Origin of the sequence: Bacillus sp. FJAT-42315, assembly GCF_002797375.1 — a bacterium.
In the GTDB taxonomy this organism is placed as follows: domain Bacteria; phylum Bacillota; class Bacilli; order Bacillales; family Domibacillaceae; genus Bacillus_CE.
This window is the reverse complement of sequence record NZ_KZ454941.1, coordinates 3,155,371-3,172,224: the sequence shown is the minus strand read 5'-3', so window position 1 is coordinate 3,172,224 and position 16,854 is coordinate 3,155,371. Positions and strand designations below refer to the sequence as shown.

16 protein-coding genes and 1 riboswitch are annotated in these 16,854 nt (G+C 41.8%); of the genes, 15 read left to right on the top strand and 1 reads right to left on the bottom strand.

What is annotated here, in order from left to right:
• Window positions 1–139: 139 nt before the first annotated feature.
• The gene (locus CEF22_RS15515) at window positions 140–547 is read right to left on the bottom strand and encodes a hypothetical protein (protein WP_100403575.1); all 408 of its coding nucleotides are present in this window, start codon (window positions 545–547) and stop codon (window positions 140–142) included.
• 251 nt (window positions 548–798) lie between these two features.
• A riboswitch (SAM riboswitch) is annotated at window positions 799–902 on the top strand.
• A gap of 87 nt (window positions 903–989) precedes the next feature.
• Here CEF22_RS15515 and CEF22_RS15510 point away from each other — a divergent pair.
• The 15 genes from CEF22_RS15510 (at window position 990) to CEF22_RS15440 (ending at window position 16,742) form a co-directional block, all read left to right on the top strand.
• A complete protein-coding gene (locus tag CEF22_RS15510; RefSeq protein WP_100403574.1) occupies window positions 990–2,210 on the top strand; it encodes a 2,3-diketo-5-methylthiopentyl-1-phosphate enolase in 1,221 nt (406 codons plus the stop codon).
• Window positions 2,186–2,875, top strand: coding sequence for a 2-hydroxy-3-keto-5-methylthiopentenyl-1-phosphate phosphatase (locus CEF22_RS15505; RefSeq protein WP_100404042.1), 690 nt, complete (start codon window positions 2,186–2,188; stop codon window positions 2,873–2,875). The genes CEF22_RS15510 and CEF22_RS15505 overlap by 25 nt, the downstream gene beginning before the upstream one ends.
• On the top strand, window positions 2,872–3,495 hold the full coding sequence (locus CEF22_RS15500; RefSeq protein ID WP_100403573.1) for a methylthioribulose 1-phosphate dehydratase: 624 nt from the start codon (window positions 2,872–2,874) through the stop codon (window positions 3,493–3,495). Before CEF22_RS15505 ends, CEF22_RS15500 begins: the two co-directional genes overlap by 4 nt.
• 40 nt (window positions 3,496–3,535) lie before the next feature.
• Entirely contained in the window at window positions 3,536–4,048 is a 513-nt protein-coding gene (locus CEF22_RS15495; RefSeq protein WP_100403572.1) for a 1,2-dihydroxy-3-keto-5-methylthiopentene dioxygenase, read from the top strand.
• 59 nt (window positions 4,049–4,107) lie between these two features.
• On the top strand, window positions 4,108–5,217 hold the full coding sequence (locus tag CEF22_RS15490; RefSeq protein ID WP_100403571.1) for a sugar ABC transporter substrate-binding protein: 1,110 nt from the start codon (window positions 4,108–4,110) through the stop codon (window positions 5,215–5,217).
• On the top strand, window positions 5,214–6,695 hold the full coding sequence (locus CEF22_RS15485; protein ID WP_100403570.1) for a sugar ABC transporter ATP-binding protein: 1,482 nt from the start codon (window positions 5,214–5,216) through the stop codon (window positions 6,693–6,695). Before CEF22_RS15490 ends, CEF22_RS15485 begins: the two co-directional genes overlap by 4 nt.
• Window positions 6,696–7,700 (top strand): ABC transporter permease, encoded by a 1,005-nt coding sequence (locus CEF22_RS15480; protein WP_100403569.1) that lies wholly within the window; start codon window positions 6,696–6,698, stop codon window positions 7,698–7,700.
• Between the two features lie 15 nt (window positions 7,701–7,715).
• On the top strand, window positions 7,716–8,975 hold the full coding sequence (mtnK, locus tag CEF22_RS15475) for an S-methyl-5-thioribose kinase (RefSeq protein ID WP_100403568.1): 1,260 nt from the start codon (window positions 7,716–7,718) through the stop codon (window positions 8,973–8,975).
• Complete coding sequence (gene mtnA, locus CEF22_RS15470) at window positions 8,944–9,993, top strand: S-methyl-5-thioribose-1-phosphate isomerase (protein WP_100403567.1); 1,050 nt, start codon at window positions 8,944–8,946, stop codon at window positions 9,991–9,993. The genes mtnK and mtnA overlap by 32 nt, the downstream gene beginning before the upstream one ends.
• Before the next feature lie 347 nt (window positions 9,994–10,340).
• On the top strand, window positions 10,341–11,015 hold the full coding sequence (locus tag CEF22_RS15465; RefSeq protein ID WP_095479564.1) for a response regulator transcription factor: 675 nt from the start codon (window positions 10,341–10,343) through the stop codon (window positions 11,013–11,015).
• Window positions 11,005–12,396, top strand: a complete 1,392-nt coding sequence (locus CEF22_RS15460; RefSeq protein WP_232726142.1) for a sensor histidine kinase — start codon at window positions 11,005–11,007, stop codon at window positions 12,394–12,396. The genes CEF22_RS15465 and CEF22_RS15460 overlap by 11 nt, the downstream gene beginning before the upstream one ends.
• Before the next feature lie 87 nt (window positions 12,397–12,483).
• A complete protein-coding gene (locus CEF22_RS15455; protein WP_100403566.1) occupies window positions 12,484–13,020 on the top strand; it encodes a hypothetical protein in 537 nt (178 codons plus the stop codon).
• Window positions 13,021–13,206: 186 nt separating this feature from the next.
• Window positions 13,207–14,196: a TAXI family TRAP transporter solute-binding subunit gene (locus tag CEF22_RS15450; protein WP_232726141.1), complete on the top strand. Its 990-nt coding sequence runs from the start codon at window positions 13,207–13,209 to the stop codon at window positions 14,194–14,196.
• A 73-nt stretch (window positions 14,197–14,269) separates the two neighbouring features.
• Window positions 14,270–14,779: a DUF1850 domain-containing protein gene (locus CEF22_RS15445; protein ID WP_100403565.1), complete on the top strand. Its 510-nt coding sequence runs from the start codon at window positions 14,270–14,272 to the stop codon at window positions 14,777–14,779.
• Window positions 14,772–16,742 (top strand): TRAP transporter permease, encoded by a 1,971-nt coding sequence (locus tag CEF22_RS15440; RefSeq protein WP_100403564.1) that lies wholly within the window; start codon window positions 14,772–14,774, stop codon window positions 16,740–16,742. The genes CEF22_RS15445 and CEF22_RS15440 overlap by 8 nt, the downstream gene beginning before the upstream one ends.
• Window positions 16,743–16,854: the final 112 nt, after the last annotated feature.

Below are 16,854 nucleotides of genomic sequence, written 5' to 3'. Positions count from 1 at the left end.
TCAGAATATTATAACATATCAAGGTGTCTGTCACTCCTCGGATTTTGTCGATAGGTATTTTATTTTCAGCATATTGAAAGTGAGGCTTTGTGTCAAAAATAAGCTGTCATATAGTGGATGCATGACAGCTTATTTTGAATTATTGTTTTATATAAAATCGACCTAGTACTACTCCATATAAGGCGTGCCCAACTAACCAATAAAAAATCGCTGATAGTGATGTAATCGAAGGTGTTCGATCAGACAATATCGTTGTTGGATAAAGCAACACGCCGATTAAAAAACAAATGGTAACCGTTCGAATCATGATTTGTTCATTCGTCCATTGCTCCTTTTTCACAACGTATGCAAGAGTCATAGCTAAAACAACCGACACAATCAGATGAAGTGAGAACTCAACTAGCTCAGGTAAGGCAACCTTCTTAATCACCGGAATATAGTCCACATTCATAAGCAACGTATACACCTTAATCCCTAAACCAACCTCAATCACCTTCAAAAACAATCCAAGAAAAATACCAGAAACGATTCCAGCTAATATACCCAAGTGCCTGTCACTCCTCGAATTTTGTCCTCCTATGAAATAAGGCTATATGAGTCATTTTTATCAAACTGTTTATGTATTGTCAAACTTATGTGTATGATTTGTACATATCGACAGGTGCCTGTCACTCCCCGGAATTTCTTAGATTTTGTCGAAGGGTAATTTTTCTGTTTTTTTAAAATTTTGTTGACAGTTTGTTAAGAGCATGGCATAATCCTAGTTAATCTATGAGATATGCAAATTTAATACAATGATTCTTATCAAGAGCAGGCGGAGGGATGAGCCCGATGAAGCCCGGCAACCGACTCGTTACGAGCACGGTGCTAATTCTCACAACAGATATGTTGACAGATAAGAAGTTGTTTTTTCGGAAACCTCTTCTTATTTGAAGAGGTTTTTTTATTGTATACACATACGGGATTGAAAAAATGTGAGGTGAAAAAAGATGAGTGGAGTCACAGCTGTTTATCAAGTCATTGCGGATCAAGCGAGTTTACCGAAAAAAGCAGAAGGCATCGCGCTCGGGTTAACAGTTGGTTCTTGGACGGAGCTGCCACTGCTTGAACAGGAGCAACTAAAAAAACATAAGGGCCATGTTAGAGAAATCAAGGAAATTGGAGAAGACGCTTCAGGAAAAACAATAGCGGAAATTGATATTCATTTTCCACGAGCGAACTTTTCAACGGATCTTCCGGCAGTATTAACGACGACCTTTGGAAAATTATCATTAGACGGCCAAGTGAAATTAATCGACTTAAAGTTAGACAATGAGCTGTTAGTTGATTTTCCGGGCCCTCGATTTGGCATTAGCGGTATTCGTGAACAACTGAATATTTACGATCGGCCATTAGTGATGAGCATCTTTAAAGGAGTGATCGGTCGGGATATGAATTACTTGCTCGACCAATTGCGAGAACAGGCGCTGGGCGGTGTCGACCTTGTGAAAGATGATGAAATTCTTTTTGACAATGAGCTGACTCCATTTGAAAAAAGAGTAACAGAAGGAAAACAGCTTCTCCATCAAGTATACGAGGAAACAGGACATCGAACATTGTATGCGGTCAATTTAACTGGACGCACGTTTGAATTAAAGGAGAAAGCAAGGAGAGCAAAAGAGCTAGGGGCTGACATTCTGTTGTTTAACGTTTTCACTTATGGCTTAGATGTGCTACAAAGCTTGCGTGAAGATGACGAAATCGCTTTGCCAATTATGGCTCACCCAGCCTTTAGCGGTGCGATCGCTGCTTCAGAAAGATACGGCCTCTCTTATTCTTTATTGTTAGGCACATTAACAAGACTTGCTGGAGCGGATTTTTCCTTGTTTCCATCGCCTTATGGAAGCGTAGCGTTAGAAAAAGAGAAAGTCCTAAAAGTGAAAGAAGCGTTAACTCAGGAGTCTTCTTTAAAATCAACATTCCCAGTCCCATCAGCAGGTATTCATCCGGGGCTTGTGCCACTGTTAGTCAATGATTTTGGTAAAGACTGTGTCATTAATGCAGGTGGAGGAGTACACGGACACCCATTAGGTGCAAAAGGTGGCGGCCGAGCTTTTCGTCAAGCGGTGGAAGCGGTGCAAGTAGGGATTCCATTACCTGAAGCGACAGCTAGCGTTGAATTACAAGAAGCAATTCGATTATGGGGATGGAAGGACGGTACGACATCTTGAAACAGCCAATTATTTTTTGTGACTTTGATGGAACGGTAACGAAAAAAGATAATATTGCGAGCATTATGGAGCGTTTTGCTCCTCCTGAATGTGAGAGATTGAAGAATGAGATTCTAGCTCAGAAGATCAGTATTCAAGATGGAGTCGGCCAAATGTTTGAGCTATTGCCTTCTTCTTTACAGCAAGACATTATCGACTTTGTATTAGAGACGGCGGAAATTAGAGAAGGCTTTTCTGACTTTGTTCAGTATGCGAAACACCAAGGAATCCCACTTTATATCGTCAGTGGTGGCATTGATTTTTTCGTCAAACCGATGCTAGAGTCTTTTGATTCGATTGCCGGCGTATATTGCAATGAAGCGGATTTTAGCGGAGAGGCGATTCAGATTCAATGGCCTCATGTGTGTGATGATCAGTGCCCGAATCAAAATTGCGGCTGCTGCAAGCCAACAATTATTCGCCAACTGGCAAATGCAGAAGTACATACGATTGTCATCGGAGATTCAGTCACAGACTTACAAGCGGCTAAAATTGCTGATACGGTCATTGCGAGAGATTATTTATCGGAAAAATGTACAACCCTTTCAATCCCGTTTCAATCGTTTGAAACGTTCTATGACTGTATTGAAGTGTTAGAAAATCTGCAAGGGGTGAGGGAAAAATGAGTGTATTCGTTACTCGCGCTTATGAGCTGAGCGAAATTAAAGAGGAACTGGCCGCTCGGGACTGGTTTATGGGAACGAGCGGGAATTTAGCTATCAAGGTTCAAGACGATCCCATCCAATTTCTTGTGACTGCTAGCGGTAAAGATAAGCGCAAAAAAACGAGTGAAGATTTCTTACTTGTCGATGGCGAAGGGAATCCAGTAGGGGAGACGAGTTTGAAGCCGTCAGCGGAAACGCTTTTACACTGTGAAATTTACCGCCGAACGAATGCTGGCTGTAGCTTGCATGTACATACAGTAGCCAATAATGTGATTTCTGAACTGTATGGGGATCAGGGAAAAATAGTGTTTCAAGGTCAAGAGTTGATCAAGGCATTTGGCCGCTGGGAAGAGGATGCGAAATGGCCGATTCCCATTATCCCTAACTATGCGGATATCCCGACTTTAGCGGCTGCGATGGTCCCTTTTGTCAATGAAGAAAAGGGGGCGGTGTTAATTCGAAACCATGGTATTACCGTCTGGGGCCAAGATAGCTTGGAAGCGAAGAAAGTGCTCGAAGCATGTGAGTTTTTATTTCAATATCAACTGGCGCTTATTCAAGCGAAAGCGAGTCTTTGTTAATTTTTTAAAATTCCCAATATTGAAAATAGGAGGAGTCGAAATGACCATTATTACAATTCAAGAAACGAATGAAGTGATTGATAATCAAGAGGAAGTGATTTCCTTTTTACAACAGCAGGATGTAATTTATGAGCACTGGGATATTTCGAAATTACCAGCTGGATTACAAGGAAAGTTCGTGTTGAATGAAGAAGAAAAGCAAACGATTTTACAAGCATTTGAAGCGGAAATTCAAGATATTTCAGCTAGACGAGGCTACCAAGCATGGGATGTGATTTCGCTCGCTGAACATACACCTAATCTTGAAGAGCTATTGAAAAACTTTCAGCGCGAGCATCATCATACGGATGACGAAGTACGCTTTATTGCGAGCGGCCATGGCGTCTTCGTGATTCAAGCGAAAAATGGCCAATTTTTTGAAGTGCATTTGAACCCAGGCGACCTCATCTCCGTACCAGAAGGAGTCCGTCACTACTTCACACTCGCTGAAGACCGCCAAGTAGTCGCTGTTCGCATCTTCGTCACAGAAGAAGGCTGGGTCCCGGTTTACTAGGTGCCTGTCACTCCCCGGAATTTGTCGAATAATATATTGTTTGAATTGGAGGATATTTTATGAAAAAGTGGGTTAAAAAGTTAGCTGTTTCGAGTGTAGCGTTGACATTGTTGTTAACGGGATGTTCAACGAGTGAGCAAGGTGCTTCATCAGAGAAGAAAAATGAAAAAATTGAAAATGTCCCGGAGCGTTTTGCTAATGGAGAGGACGTCAAAGTGAAAGTGATTCGCAAAATTGGTGGTGATGATCATACCGCTCAATTTTTAGCTGGTGCGAAGCAGGAAGGAGAAGCGCTCGGGTTTACGGTCGATGTATTTACCGCTAATGGGGATACGGCGAAGTTTCATGATGCGATCGCTCAAGCCGCGAATCAGGATTATGATGGAGTCGTTCTCTCTCATGGAGATGATGCGGCGACGGTTGATGCAGTGAAAAAGCTTACAGAAAAGGGGAAAAGTGTCGTCACATTTGACTCAATTGAAGAGTTAAAAGAGGTAGAAGGTGTCACTTTAACTTCTCAAGATGACAAAGCATTAGCAACATTAAGTTTAGACCAATTAATTAAAGATACGAACGGAAAAGCCAACATTGCTTACCTGTGGGTCGATGGATTCCCGCCGATGGTACGCCGCAATGCCGTTTATGAGCAAAAGCTAAAAGACAATCCAGGCATTAAAGAAGTGGAGCGCTTTGGTGTAGCCGCGGCTGATACATCGGTACAAACGCAAAATGCGGTACAAGCGATGTTGAAGAAATATCCAAAAGGAGAGCTTGATGCGATTTATGCTACATGGGATGCTTTTGCGATCGGAGCTACGCGTGCACTGAAAGAAGCAGGTCGCAATGAAGTAAAGATTTACGGGATTGATGTATCCAATGCCGATTTACAAGTAATGCAGGAAAAAGGAAGCCCTTGGACATATACAGCGGCTGTTGATCCAGCACTAATCGGCAAAATTGATATGAGAATTTTAGCGAAGAAGTTAGCTGGGGAAGAAACGCCGCAACAATATGCATTAGATGCGAATTTAATTTCACAAAAAGAGCTCTCTTCATCAAAAACACCAATTAACATGGAAAACTTATCAACTGTTGTATCCGGTTGGGGAGAATCGACAGAGTTTGAAGAAGAGTGGATGAAGACATTGAAGGAACATTATAAAAAATGATTGAGTTAAAAAATATCTCCATTGATTTTCCTGGTGTGGCGGCTTTGAAAGATGTGGACGTAACGATAGAAAAAGGAAAGGCTCATGCGTTAATTGGAGCGAATGGAGCGGGAAAATCCACGTTGATGAAAGTACTCTCGGGTGCTTATGATCATTATCGTGGCGAGATTTTCATTGATGGAAAGAAGGTTAATATTCGCTCGCCGAAAGAAGCGAAGCAACAAGGTATTCAAATGGTCTATCAAGAAGTGGATGCGGCCCTTATTCCTTATTTAACGGTTGCTGAAAATATTATGCAGGAGCGGATTGGGCAAAGATTATGGATCAATTGGAAAACGACCCACAAACAAGCAGCTGATATACTAGCAAGCTTGCAAGTTTTTATCCCGACAGATAAGCGCATCGATCAATTGACGCTTGCCGAAAAGCAAATGGTGCTTATTGCTAAAGCGATTTCTGATGATTGCCGCTGTTTAATTTTAGATGAACCGACCGCACCTTTAAGTCATGCGGAAACGGAAGAATTGTTCCAGTTAATCCGCTTGTTAAAGCAGCAAGGAGTAGCTATTATTTTTATCTCCCATCGCTTGCCAGAGTTATTTGAGATATGTGAAGAAATTACGGTGATGAGAAATGGCTCATGGATGATGACAAAATGCGTGGAAGACACGTCGACAAATGAAGTCATTGAACAGATGCTGGGGAAAAAGCTGGCGGAACAATATCCGAAGTCGCGTGCGAACATTGGTGAACCAATCCTACAGGTTAGTGGATTATCGGACGAACGTGTCGTTAAAAATCTCAGTATACACGTAAGTAAAGGTGAAATTGTCGGAATTTCAGGCTTAGTTGGTGCGGGAAAGACAGAAATTTGTCAGGCATTGTTCGGCGCATCCTCGCAAACAACTGGTGACATTAAGCTATACGGCAAAAAGGTGAACATCTCTTCTCCTGCAAAGGCAGTGAGTCATGGGCTTGTGCTCGTGCCGGAAGAACGAAGAAAAGAGGGAATCGTCACGGGTGAATCCGTGACGACAAATCTTAGTATAGCTAACGTCAGCCGCTTTTCTCGTTTGTTTGGCTGGATGGATCGTCGGGCAGAAAAGAGAGCCGCTGAACATATGATCGAACAGCTAAACATTGTGACACCATCTGCTGAAGCGAAAGTCGAGCACTTATCTGGAGGTAATCAGCAAAAAGTGGTGATTGGCAAGTGGCTGATGGGAGAGGCCGAGGTGTATGTGTTTGATGAACCGACGAAGGGCGTCGATGTGGGAGCGAAAAGAGAAATTTTCGATCTGATCGCTCGGCTCGCTAACGAAGGCAAAGGGATTATTTATGCCTCCAGTGAATTAGACGATATTCTCGGTATGACGGATCGGGTATATGTCGTTTATGACGGAGAAGTGGTGAAAGAACTAGACACCGCTGCGACGAATGAGGCAGAGATTTTATTTTATTCAACAGGAGGAAAATAGATGGCTACAGAACGAACCATCTTAGCGGAGAATCAGCCAGTGAAACCGTCGTTTCAGCTGTTTGACTGGCTATATAAATATGGAACGATCGTAACAATCGGACTTTTGATCGCGATGTTTACATGGGCCAATCCTGCATTCATTGAAGCGGACAATTTGATCAATATTTTACGTTCAATCTCGATTGTCACGATCATTGCAATCGGCGTGACGATTTCTTTAGCGATTAATGGATTTGATTTGTCCGTGGGATCAACAGCATCATTAGCTAATGCAGTGGCCATTTCAATGTTTGTCTGGTATTCGCAAAATATTGTGATCGCCATTCTCGCTGTTCTTGCGGCTGCACTAGTAATCGGCGCACTTAATTCATTATTCATTATTAAATTTAAAATTCCAGATATGCTCGCGACGCTAGCGATGATGTTTATTATTCAAGGGGTGGCTTTGACGTATACGAAAGGAGCAACCGTTACGCAAAACATGGTGATGCCAGATGGAACGTTTGCGACAGGAACGATCAGTCCCATCTTTGAAAAAATGGGGCAAGTCCCTTGGATCATTGTTGTCATGTTTGTGGTCGTTTTTCTTGTTCATCTGTTTTTAACGTATACGAAGCATGGCCGTTTCATGTATATGATCGGTGGCAATCAGGAAGCAGCACGACTGTCTGGGATCGCTGTGAATAAATATAAAATGATGGCTTACTTATTGTCGGCTATATGTGCAGCAGTCGGTGGAATGGTGTTATCAGCTCGAGTAATGACGGCGGAAATTAATGCGGGAGCTCCTTATTTAATGGATGCGGTGGCCGCTACATTTATCGGTTTTGCCGTTTTTGGAGCAGGAAAGCCGAATGCCATTGGTACCTTTATTGGTGCTGTCCTTATTGGGATTTTGCAAAATGGCTTAGTGATGATCTCTGTTCCTTACTATGCGATGGATATTGTAAAAGGAGCGGTTTTAGTATTTGCTTTAGGACTTACTTATTATAAAAAGCGGTAATGGGAGGGGATGTAGGTGAAAGATTTTACGTCTGCTTATTTTACAATGAATGAAGAAGATGCATTACAATATGCACAAAGTAAGCTGAATATTTTTTCCGAGGATGCAGAGTTAACGTGTCAGGAAATTGGGGACGGCAATTTAAATTATGTCTTTCGAGTTGTCGACCAAAAAAGTGGGCAGTCGGTTATTATTAAGCAAGCAGGGCCAGTGGCACGTATTTCAGATGTCTTTAAGCTCTCACCTGATCGCAATCGCATTGAAAGTGAAATTTTGACGTTACAAGGAGAGTTGGCATCAGGATTGGTGCCAAAGGTATATTCATACGACCCTGTGATGAATTGCTGCGTGATGGATGATTTGTCTGATCATGAAATTTTGCGTTCGGCGTTGTTAAAAGGGCGGAAGTTTCCTTTGTTTGCGGACCATATTACAACATTTCTAGTTCGGACTTTGCTGTTAACATCTGATGTCGTGTTAGAGCATAAAAAGAAAAAGGCACTTGTCCAGCAATTTACGAACCCTGAGTTATGTGAAATAACAGAAGATTTAGTCTATACAGAGCCGTTTTATGATTGTGAGCAAAATGATGTATTTGAAGGAACAAAGGAATTCGTTCGAGAAGAGATTTGGAATGATAAACGGCTACGATTAGAAACAGCGAAGCTAAAGTTTGATTTTATGACGAAATCTCAATCATTGCTTCATGGAGATTTGCATACAGGCTCGATCTTTGTGAAAGAGGATTCAACGAAAATCATTGATCCGGAGTTTGCGTTCTATGGGCCAGCTGGCTATGATATCGGCAACGTAGTAGCGAATTTGATTTTTGCTCATATCAATGCGAAATATATAATAGAAGAAACTAAGCAACAATTGGATTATTTGCGATATTTAGAGGAGACGATTACCGAAGTGATTCAGTTGTTTTCAGAGAAATTTCTTCAGCTTTGGGATGAAAAAGCAACGGAACAAACCGCTACTCTTGCTGGGTTTAAAGAATCGTATCTCGATTCCATTCTTGAAGACACTGCGGCTGTCGTTGGACTTGAGCTGTGTCGCCGAGTGATCGGTATAGCTCATGTGAAGGATTTGACGTCCATTACGAATGTCGAGCAGCGCACAGCAGCAGAGAAAATTTGTTTAACAGCTGGGAAAACGTTTATTTTAGAACGTTCAACGATTCGAACAGGAGACGATTTTGTTCAGATTTTGCAACATAGCGTGAAGGGGGTAGAGGGTCATGGAAGCGATTCAGTCCGTGCGGCTCGATGATGAACATAGTTGTCTAGTTTTGCTTGACCAGACACTTTTGCCGAATGAAAAGGTGTTTTTGCGACTAGCTACTGTAGAAGAGATTTGGGATGCGATTTATCATTTGAAAGTGAGAGGAGCGCCAGCCATTGGGATTGCTGCCGCTTACGGTGCTTATTTAGGGGTGAAAAAGTCGGAAGCGGCTTCTTTTGCTGAGCTAGCTGAAGAATTTGCCAAGGTTAAGCAATATTTAGCCTCTTCAAGGCCAACTGCGGTCAATTTATTTTGGGCACTTGAACGGATGGAGAAGCGGTTGTACGCAGAAGCACATCAATCTGTGTTTGCAATGAAACAAGGATTAAAGGAAGAAGCAGAAGTAATTCGGGCGGAAGATGAGAAAGTATGCTTGGCGATTGGAGAACATGCTTTATCTTTATTGGAGCCTGGATGGGGACTGCTCACTCATTGCAATGCGGGCACGATCGCTACTGCCAAATATGGAACGGCTTTAGCCCCGATTTATTTGGGACAGGAGCGTGGATATAATTTTAGTGTATATGCCGATGAAACGAGACCGCTTTTACAAGGAGCCCGTTTGACGGCATGGGAGTTACAGGAAGCGGGCGTTGATGTCACGTTAATTTGTGATAATATGGCGTCGATTGTGATGCAAGAAGGGAAAGTGCAAGCGATACTCGTCGGCTGTGACCGAGTGGCCGCTAATGGGGATACCGCTAATAAAATTGGTACATCGGGCTTAGCGATTTTGGCGAAACATTATGATATTCCATTTTATGTGTGTGCACCGACTTCGACGATCGATTTAAACTGTGCAACCGGCGCTGACATCCCAATTGAAGTAAGAAAAGCAGAAGAAATTACGAGCCAATGGTATGAACAGCCGATGGCACCAGCGAATGTGAAAACATATAATCCTGCCTTTGATATTACGGATCATCGTTTGATTACTGCTATTATTACGGAAAAGGGAATCATTCGGGAGATGCCTATGTCTAAGCCTCAAGAAAGTAGATGCTAGTAAAATTCGACATCAAATTGTTTTTTGATCATTTCAATCATATATTTTAGGAGAAACGAACCCGAGTTTATGTTGGGTTCGTTTTTTTATGTCTTTTTTATCCCGCATTAACGGGCTGTAAGACTCCCACCTCAACAGGGAAGAAAAAGCGCAGACATGTAGGCGGGAGATCAACAGTCCGTAAATGCCCGATCTGTTCAACTAACAATCAGTGGGGCATGAAGCCCCCCACTGATTGAAGTTTCACTTTATCATCGTTATTCTTTATATGATAAAAGGGACAGTAGCTTCGTTTTACTCTTTTTTCACTAATAATAATTATGATGATAAAAGAAAGGGGATTATATATGAATATTCTTTTTGCAGAAGATGATGAGCAGTTAGGTGAAGTGGTTGCCTACATGTTAAATAAAAAGGGCGGATATACAGTGGATTGGGTGCAAGAAGGAGAAGAAGCTTATGATTATGCGAACGCTTCGCACTATGATGTGTTAGTCCTCGATTGGATGATGCCTAATGGGGACGGGGTCGATGTGTGCAGGAGGCTAAGAAAAGAAGGTTATTCCGGTGCGATCTTAATACTGACAGCAAAAGATACGGTAGGGGATCGGATTGAGGGATTAGATTCTGGTGCTGATGATTATCTTGTGAAGCCGTTTGAAATTGATGAACTGCTGGCTAGGTTACGGGCATTGTTACGTCGAAATTATGCACCGATCGTGGCAGAAACAGAATCGATCCATGGGGTGGTGCTCAATCGAACGAGCCAGATGATACACCATAACAAAGAGATGATTCAGCTAAGCCCGCGTGAGTTTCAACTCCTTGATTTTCTCGTTCGAAACAAAGGACAAGTCCTACCTCGAGAAGTGATATTGGACCGGGTTTGGGGGTATGATGCGGAGGTAGCTCCGAAGACGATTGATGCGACGGTGAAGTTGTTACGAAAAAAATTAAATCAAATTGGCCAGCAGGATATGATTCAAAGCATTAGAGGAGTTGGTTATAAAGTTGAAAAATAAATGGACGTTTTGGCGGGAAAATCGAGAGTCAGATATTTTTACATCAACACGATCGCGACTTACTTTATCTTACAGTGGATTAATGATGTTGTTTCTCCTCTTTTTTGTCCTCGTTGTTTATTCTTTAATTTACATCATTATTCTTGAAGACCAGAAGCGCGAACTTAGTGAATTGACTCGGCAAGAATCTCGTATCATCCGTCATTATTTAGCGGAAAATACGATCAAGGAATTACACGGACTTGAGAAGCAACCAATTGTTTTAGCGGGGGTTGATCAATTTTTTTATTATGTTGTTGATGAAAAAGGCCAGCTTATTATGGGGCAGGAAATGATTCCAGAGGCTCGTTCCGCTTTATTAGAGCTATTACAAGGCTGGATTCCGAGAAAAAATGATATTCGTGAAGAAAGTCTTACGTTCTCTTTTCCTGAGAGGAGCGAGTTAGATGAGGGGCCAAGTGGAGAAAGGAGTACGAAAGAAGTCAAGCTATTGATTGATGGAATGCCTCTTTTTCACAAAGGTGAGTTTATTGGCATCTTGTATATTGGAAAGGATATTACATTTGCGTACCAATTATTTAGATGGCTGTTAATTATTTTGATTGGACTGGCTATTTTGTTTTTAGGTGTTGCTTTAGTGATCAGTCGTCATATGGCGAAAAAAGCGATGATTCCTATTTCTGAAGCGTTTGCTCGTCAGCGAGAATTTGTCGGGGATGCTTCTCATGAGCTACGTACACCACTCAGTGTAATGCTTTCGTCCATCAACGCCTTAGAGATGGTCGATTGCGTAGATGAAGATCCTTTTACTCGGAAATTGATCGTCAATATGAAAAATGAAGTGAAGCGAATGACAAAATTAGTGAGTGACTTGTTAGTGATGGCTCGAGCAGATTCAGGTGCCATCGAGAGAAATAGTGAAATGTTTGATTTTCAGCCATTAGCGGAAGAAGTGTATGAGTCCGTTAGCCCGTTGGCTCATGAAAAAAGAATTCATCTTCGGACATTTTTCTCAAGTTCTTTGTTCGTCAACGGAGATCGTGAACGATTAGCTCAGCTGCTGTATATTTTATTGGACAATGCAATGAAATACACATCGAGTGAAGGAACTGTTGATTTGGCTGTATCGAATGAAGGGAAAAAACTAATCATTCGTGTACAGGATACAGGTATTGGCATTGATCCATCTGAGCATTCTCGTATTTTTGATCGTTTTTATCGCTCTGATAAATCAAGGTCAAGAGCAAAAGGAGGCTATGGATTGGGTCTTTCCATTGCCAAATGGATCGTCGATAGCCACGGAGGTACGATTGAAATAGAAAGCGCCTTAGGACAAGGCAGTGTATTTACAATAAGTTTGCCAATCGTTCAGCCTTCATAGTTTTTTTCACCGTCTTTTCACTATTAGTGGGTAAAGTAATGATTGTGCAAGACAGACGGTACAAATCGACAAATGGAGGAATGGATCATGAAAAAAAACAAAGTAGTAAACTATGTTCTCGCAGGTGCTTTATCTTTCGGAATCCTTGGTGGAGCGAGCCTGACAGCTCTAGCTGCAACCAATTCAGCAACAACGAAACCGTCAGCCGTTGAATCCTCGAAAAGTGTTAAAGCTCCTCTTGATAGTGAGACTCAGAAACAAGTGGAGACGATCATGAACAAGTTGAAAGCCGACTTAGCAGAGCTTGGTGTAACTATGCCGGAAAAGGGTCCTAAAGGTTCGGCTTTTGCAAACCTTGACGATGAGACGAAAGCGAAAGCCGAAGCGATTATGGACAAGGTGAAATCGGGCGAGCTTACTCACGAAGAAGGACATAAAGAGCTAGAGAAGTTAGGAATCGAAAGACCAGAGCGCGGCAAGCACGGTGGAAAGTTTGCTAATTTAGATGATGAGACGAAAGCGAAAGCTGAAGCACTCGTAGAAAAAGCACAAGAACAACTAGCAGAGCTTGGTGTGGATCATGTTCCGTTTAAAGGAATGAAAGGCGAGCATTTTCATAGATAATTGAAGAATGGGACTATCGTTTTAAAACAAAAGGAGACCTGGTCATTTTGAGAAATGATCAGGTCTTCTTTTATATGTATATCTTTATGTATAGAATATTAAGAATAGTTTGACAATATGACAGGAATTTATGTTATGATAATGTTGTAATTTATGTGCAAATATGGAGAGAAGGGGGAATTGGTGTTGCGAAAGTGGCGTAACCGTTTGCTTTTTGTCATGATGTTAGCTTTTATGTTAGTCGTGTCTGCGTGTAATAGTGGGGAAAAAGAAACAGGTGGAGAAGCGGAGAAGGAAGGTAGCAGCAAGAACATTAGTATTGCAACCGGTGGCACAGGAGGCACTTATTACCCGCTTGGCGGTTCAATGGCCAATATTATTTCTGACAATACGGGAATGGAAGCGAATGCCCAATCATCAGGTGCATCTGCGGAGAATTTAACAGCGATTAAAAATGGAGATGTCGATATCGCATTTACGCAAACAGATATTGCTTCATATGCTGTGAAAGGACAGCAAATGTTTGAAGGAGCAAAGGTTGAAAACTTTCAGGCGATTGGGACGCTTTATCCAGAGACGATCCAAATTGTGACGACAAAAGACAGCGGGATTGCATCGGTCAGTGATTTAAAAGGAAAAACCGTTTCTGTTGGAGCACCTGGATCAGGAACTGCGCCAAATGCTCAACAAATTTTAGAATTATATGGCTTATCTTTTGATGATATTAAAAAGCAGGATCTATCCTTCGATGAATCAACAGATGGCATTCAAAGTGGCAGTATCGATGCAGCCTTTATTACAGCTGGTACACCAACAGGGGCTGTCGAAGCGTTATCTGCTCAAAAAGAGGTCAAAATCATTCCCATTGAAAAGGACAAAGCTCAAGCATTAATTAAGAAATATCCATATTACGCGGAAGATACCGTTCCAAAAGGTACGTATAAAATTGCTGAAGATGTACCGACTGTGGCGGTAAAGGCGATGCTTGTTGTCGGTGATACATTAGATGAAGATAGCGTGTATAACATTACGAAATCTATTTTCGATAACACAGATAAGATCACGCATGCTAAAGGTGAATTAATTAAAGCCGACACTGCATTAGAAGGCCTAGGAGATTTAAATCTACATCCTGGTGCTGAAAAATATTTCACAGAAAAAGGGGTAGCTAAATAAACGAAGTTAAAACAAAGATGATAGGCTGAATGCTTTCGGTCTATCATCTTTGCTATCAGAGAGAGGAAAGTCAATGATTCGTAAAATTCTTTTATTCTTTTTTTCTATTCTTCTAGTCAATAGCTTTCTCTTCTTTTTTCCTTATCAGCCAGTTATCGCCTTCTCATTTGAAAACACGAATCAATTGCTCGCTTACCTTCCTATTCAAACATCAAGAACCTTTCAAATTCAATACACGCATTCTATTCATCTAACTGATGTGGTGGAAACGTATCAATTGAAAGATGAACAAATTGTTCAGACGGAATTGCAGTATGAAAATTTTGCAATAGGCATGCCTTCTAATGCAGAAGGAGAAGAAATATTTATAAAACATAATGGGAAATATTTCATCAAGAATATGAATCGAGCCTTTCCTTTTATTGATGTACGAATTGGTCAGGTCAAGGCAGATCATCAACTCCATTATGAAAAACAGATGTATCGCCTAGCTGACTATCTATCTCCAGGTACATGGGTGCGGATTCAGCCGAAACGAATCAGTCTTTGGCAGCAGATGAAAGGAGTGAAAATCGATGAGTAAGGAGCCGTTCGAAACGTTATCTAAAGAAAAGCAGCAGGAGCTACTCGAGAAATATGATTTAGAAGCAGGGGCAAGGAAGTTGACTGGAATTTTTGGATATATTGTCTTTTTTGGATTATTGGCCTTTTCATTATTCCAGCTTTACACAGCTATTTTCGGCGTATTCACCGCACAAATTCAACGATCTGTTCACTTAGGTTTTGCTCTTGCATTAATTTTTCTATTATACCCAGCCAACCGAAAAAAGCGGAGCATAGGGAAGTTTCAAGTGGCTTGGTACGATAGCGTGTTAGCTATTTTGAGTGTGTATGTCGGAGCCTATTGGCCAGCGAATATTGATGAGATTGTGATGCGGGCAGGTCTTTTAACACAAATGGATTTTTATGCGGGGCTGTTAGCTGTCGTACTCGTGCTAGAAGCGACACGGCGAGCGGTCGGTTTGCCGATTACGATCATTGCGATCTTGTTTTTAGCGTATGGATATTTCGGTTCTTATATGCCAGACTTTCTCTCGCATCGTGGCTTGAGCGCAGAGCGATTGATTCAAACGATGTTTTTTACGACGGAAGGGATTTTAGGGACACCATTAGCGGTTTCTTCAACCTTTATCTTTTTATTCCTTTTATTTGGAGCCTTCCTTGTGAAAACGGGTGTCGGTCAATACTTCAATGATTTGGCGGTGGCGATTGCCGGAAGAAGTACGGGGGGACCTGCTAAGGTAGCGATTTTCTCCAGTGCTTTGCAAGGAACGATTAGCGGTAGTTCTGTAGCTAATGTGGTGACGTCTGGTTCTTTTACGATTCCGATGATGAAAAAGCTTGGCTATAAAAAAGAGTTTGCCGGAGCTGTCGAGGCAGCCGCTTCGACAGGTGGTCAATTAATGCCGCCAATTATGGGAGCGGCTGCTTTCTTAATGGTTGAGTTTATCGGTGGCGGCTTAACGTATTGGGATATAGCTAAGGCAGCGGTGATTCCGGCTGTGTTATATTTTACTGGAATTTGGATTATGACTCATTTTGAGGCGAAGCGGATTGGGTTAAAAGGATTAATGAAAGAACAAATGCCGAATCGAAAGGAAATTTTTAAACAATTGTATTTACTGCTTCCAATCATTGCGGTTATTGTGTTGTTAATGTCAGGTGTGACCGTCACTTATGCTGCACTGTACTCAATCCTTATTTCCATTGTTGTTGGTTTTATTAATCGAGCGGCAAAGATGAGATGGAAGGGTATCATTTTTGCTTTAGTGGATGGAGCGCGAACTGCTTTAGGTGTAGCTGCAGCAACAGCCGCAGCGGGGATCATTGTTGGGATTGTAACGAAAACAGGCCTTGGCTTAAAGTTAGCGAACGGGCTATTAGATTTAGCTGGTGGACTGTTGTTGCCTACGTTGTTTTTAACGATGATTGCCTCGATTATTCTAGGAATGGGCTCGCCAACTACTGCAAATTATGTCATTACATCAACGATTGCGGCACCGGCGATTATTTTGCTAGGTGTACCTGATTTATCTGCTCACTTATTCGTGTTTTATTTTGGAATCATCGCAGATATTACTCCACCGGTTGCTTTAGCTGCCTTTGCTGCCGCTGGAGTGTCAGGGGGAGAACCGATCCGGACAGGGATGCAATCGGCTAAACTAGCGATTGCAGCCTTTATTATTCCGTACGTGTTTGTCTTGTCCCCACAGTTATTAATGATTGATACAACACCTTTGCAACTTGTCTGGGTCATTTTCACCGCGTTATCTGGAATGATTGCCATTGGAGCTGGCATGATCGGCTTTTGGATGCGGAAATTGCAATGGGGAGAACGAGTTCTTTCTATTACTGCAGGATTATTGCTTATCTATCCTGAAAGAATATCTGATGTGACAGGGCTGACCTTATTTGTGGCTTTACTCGTGATTCAATGGTTTTGGAAGCGTGATGAGAACAAGCCAACGGGGATGATTAGTGTGTAGTAATTTGAACGGAGGGAGCTATCAGATAAATAAAGGCGAAGCTATCATTGGAGCTTCGTCTTTATTTATCTTTAAATGTCGAATTTTATGTAAAATTTAAGGATGTTCATAT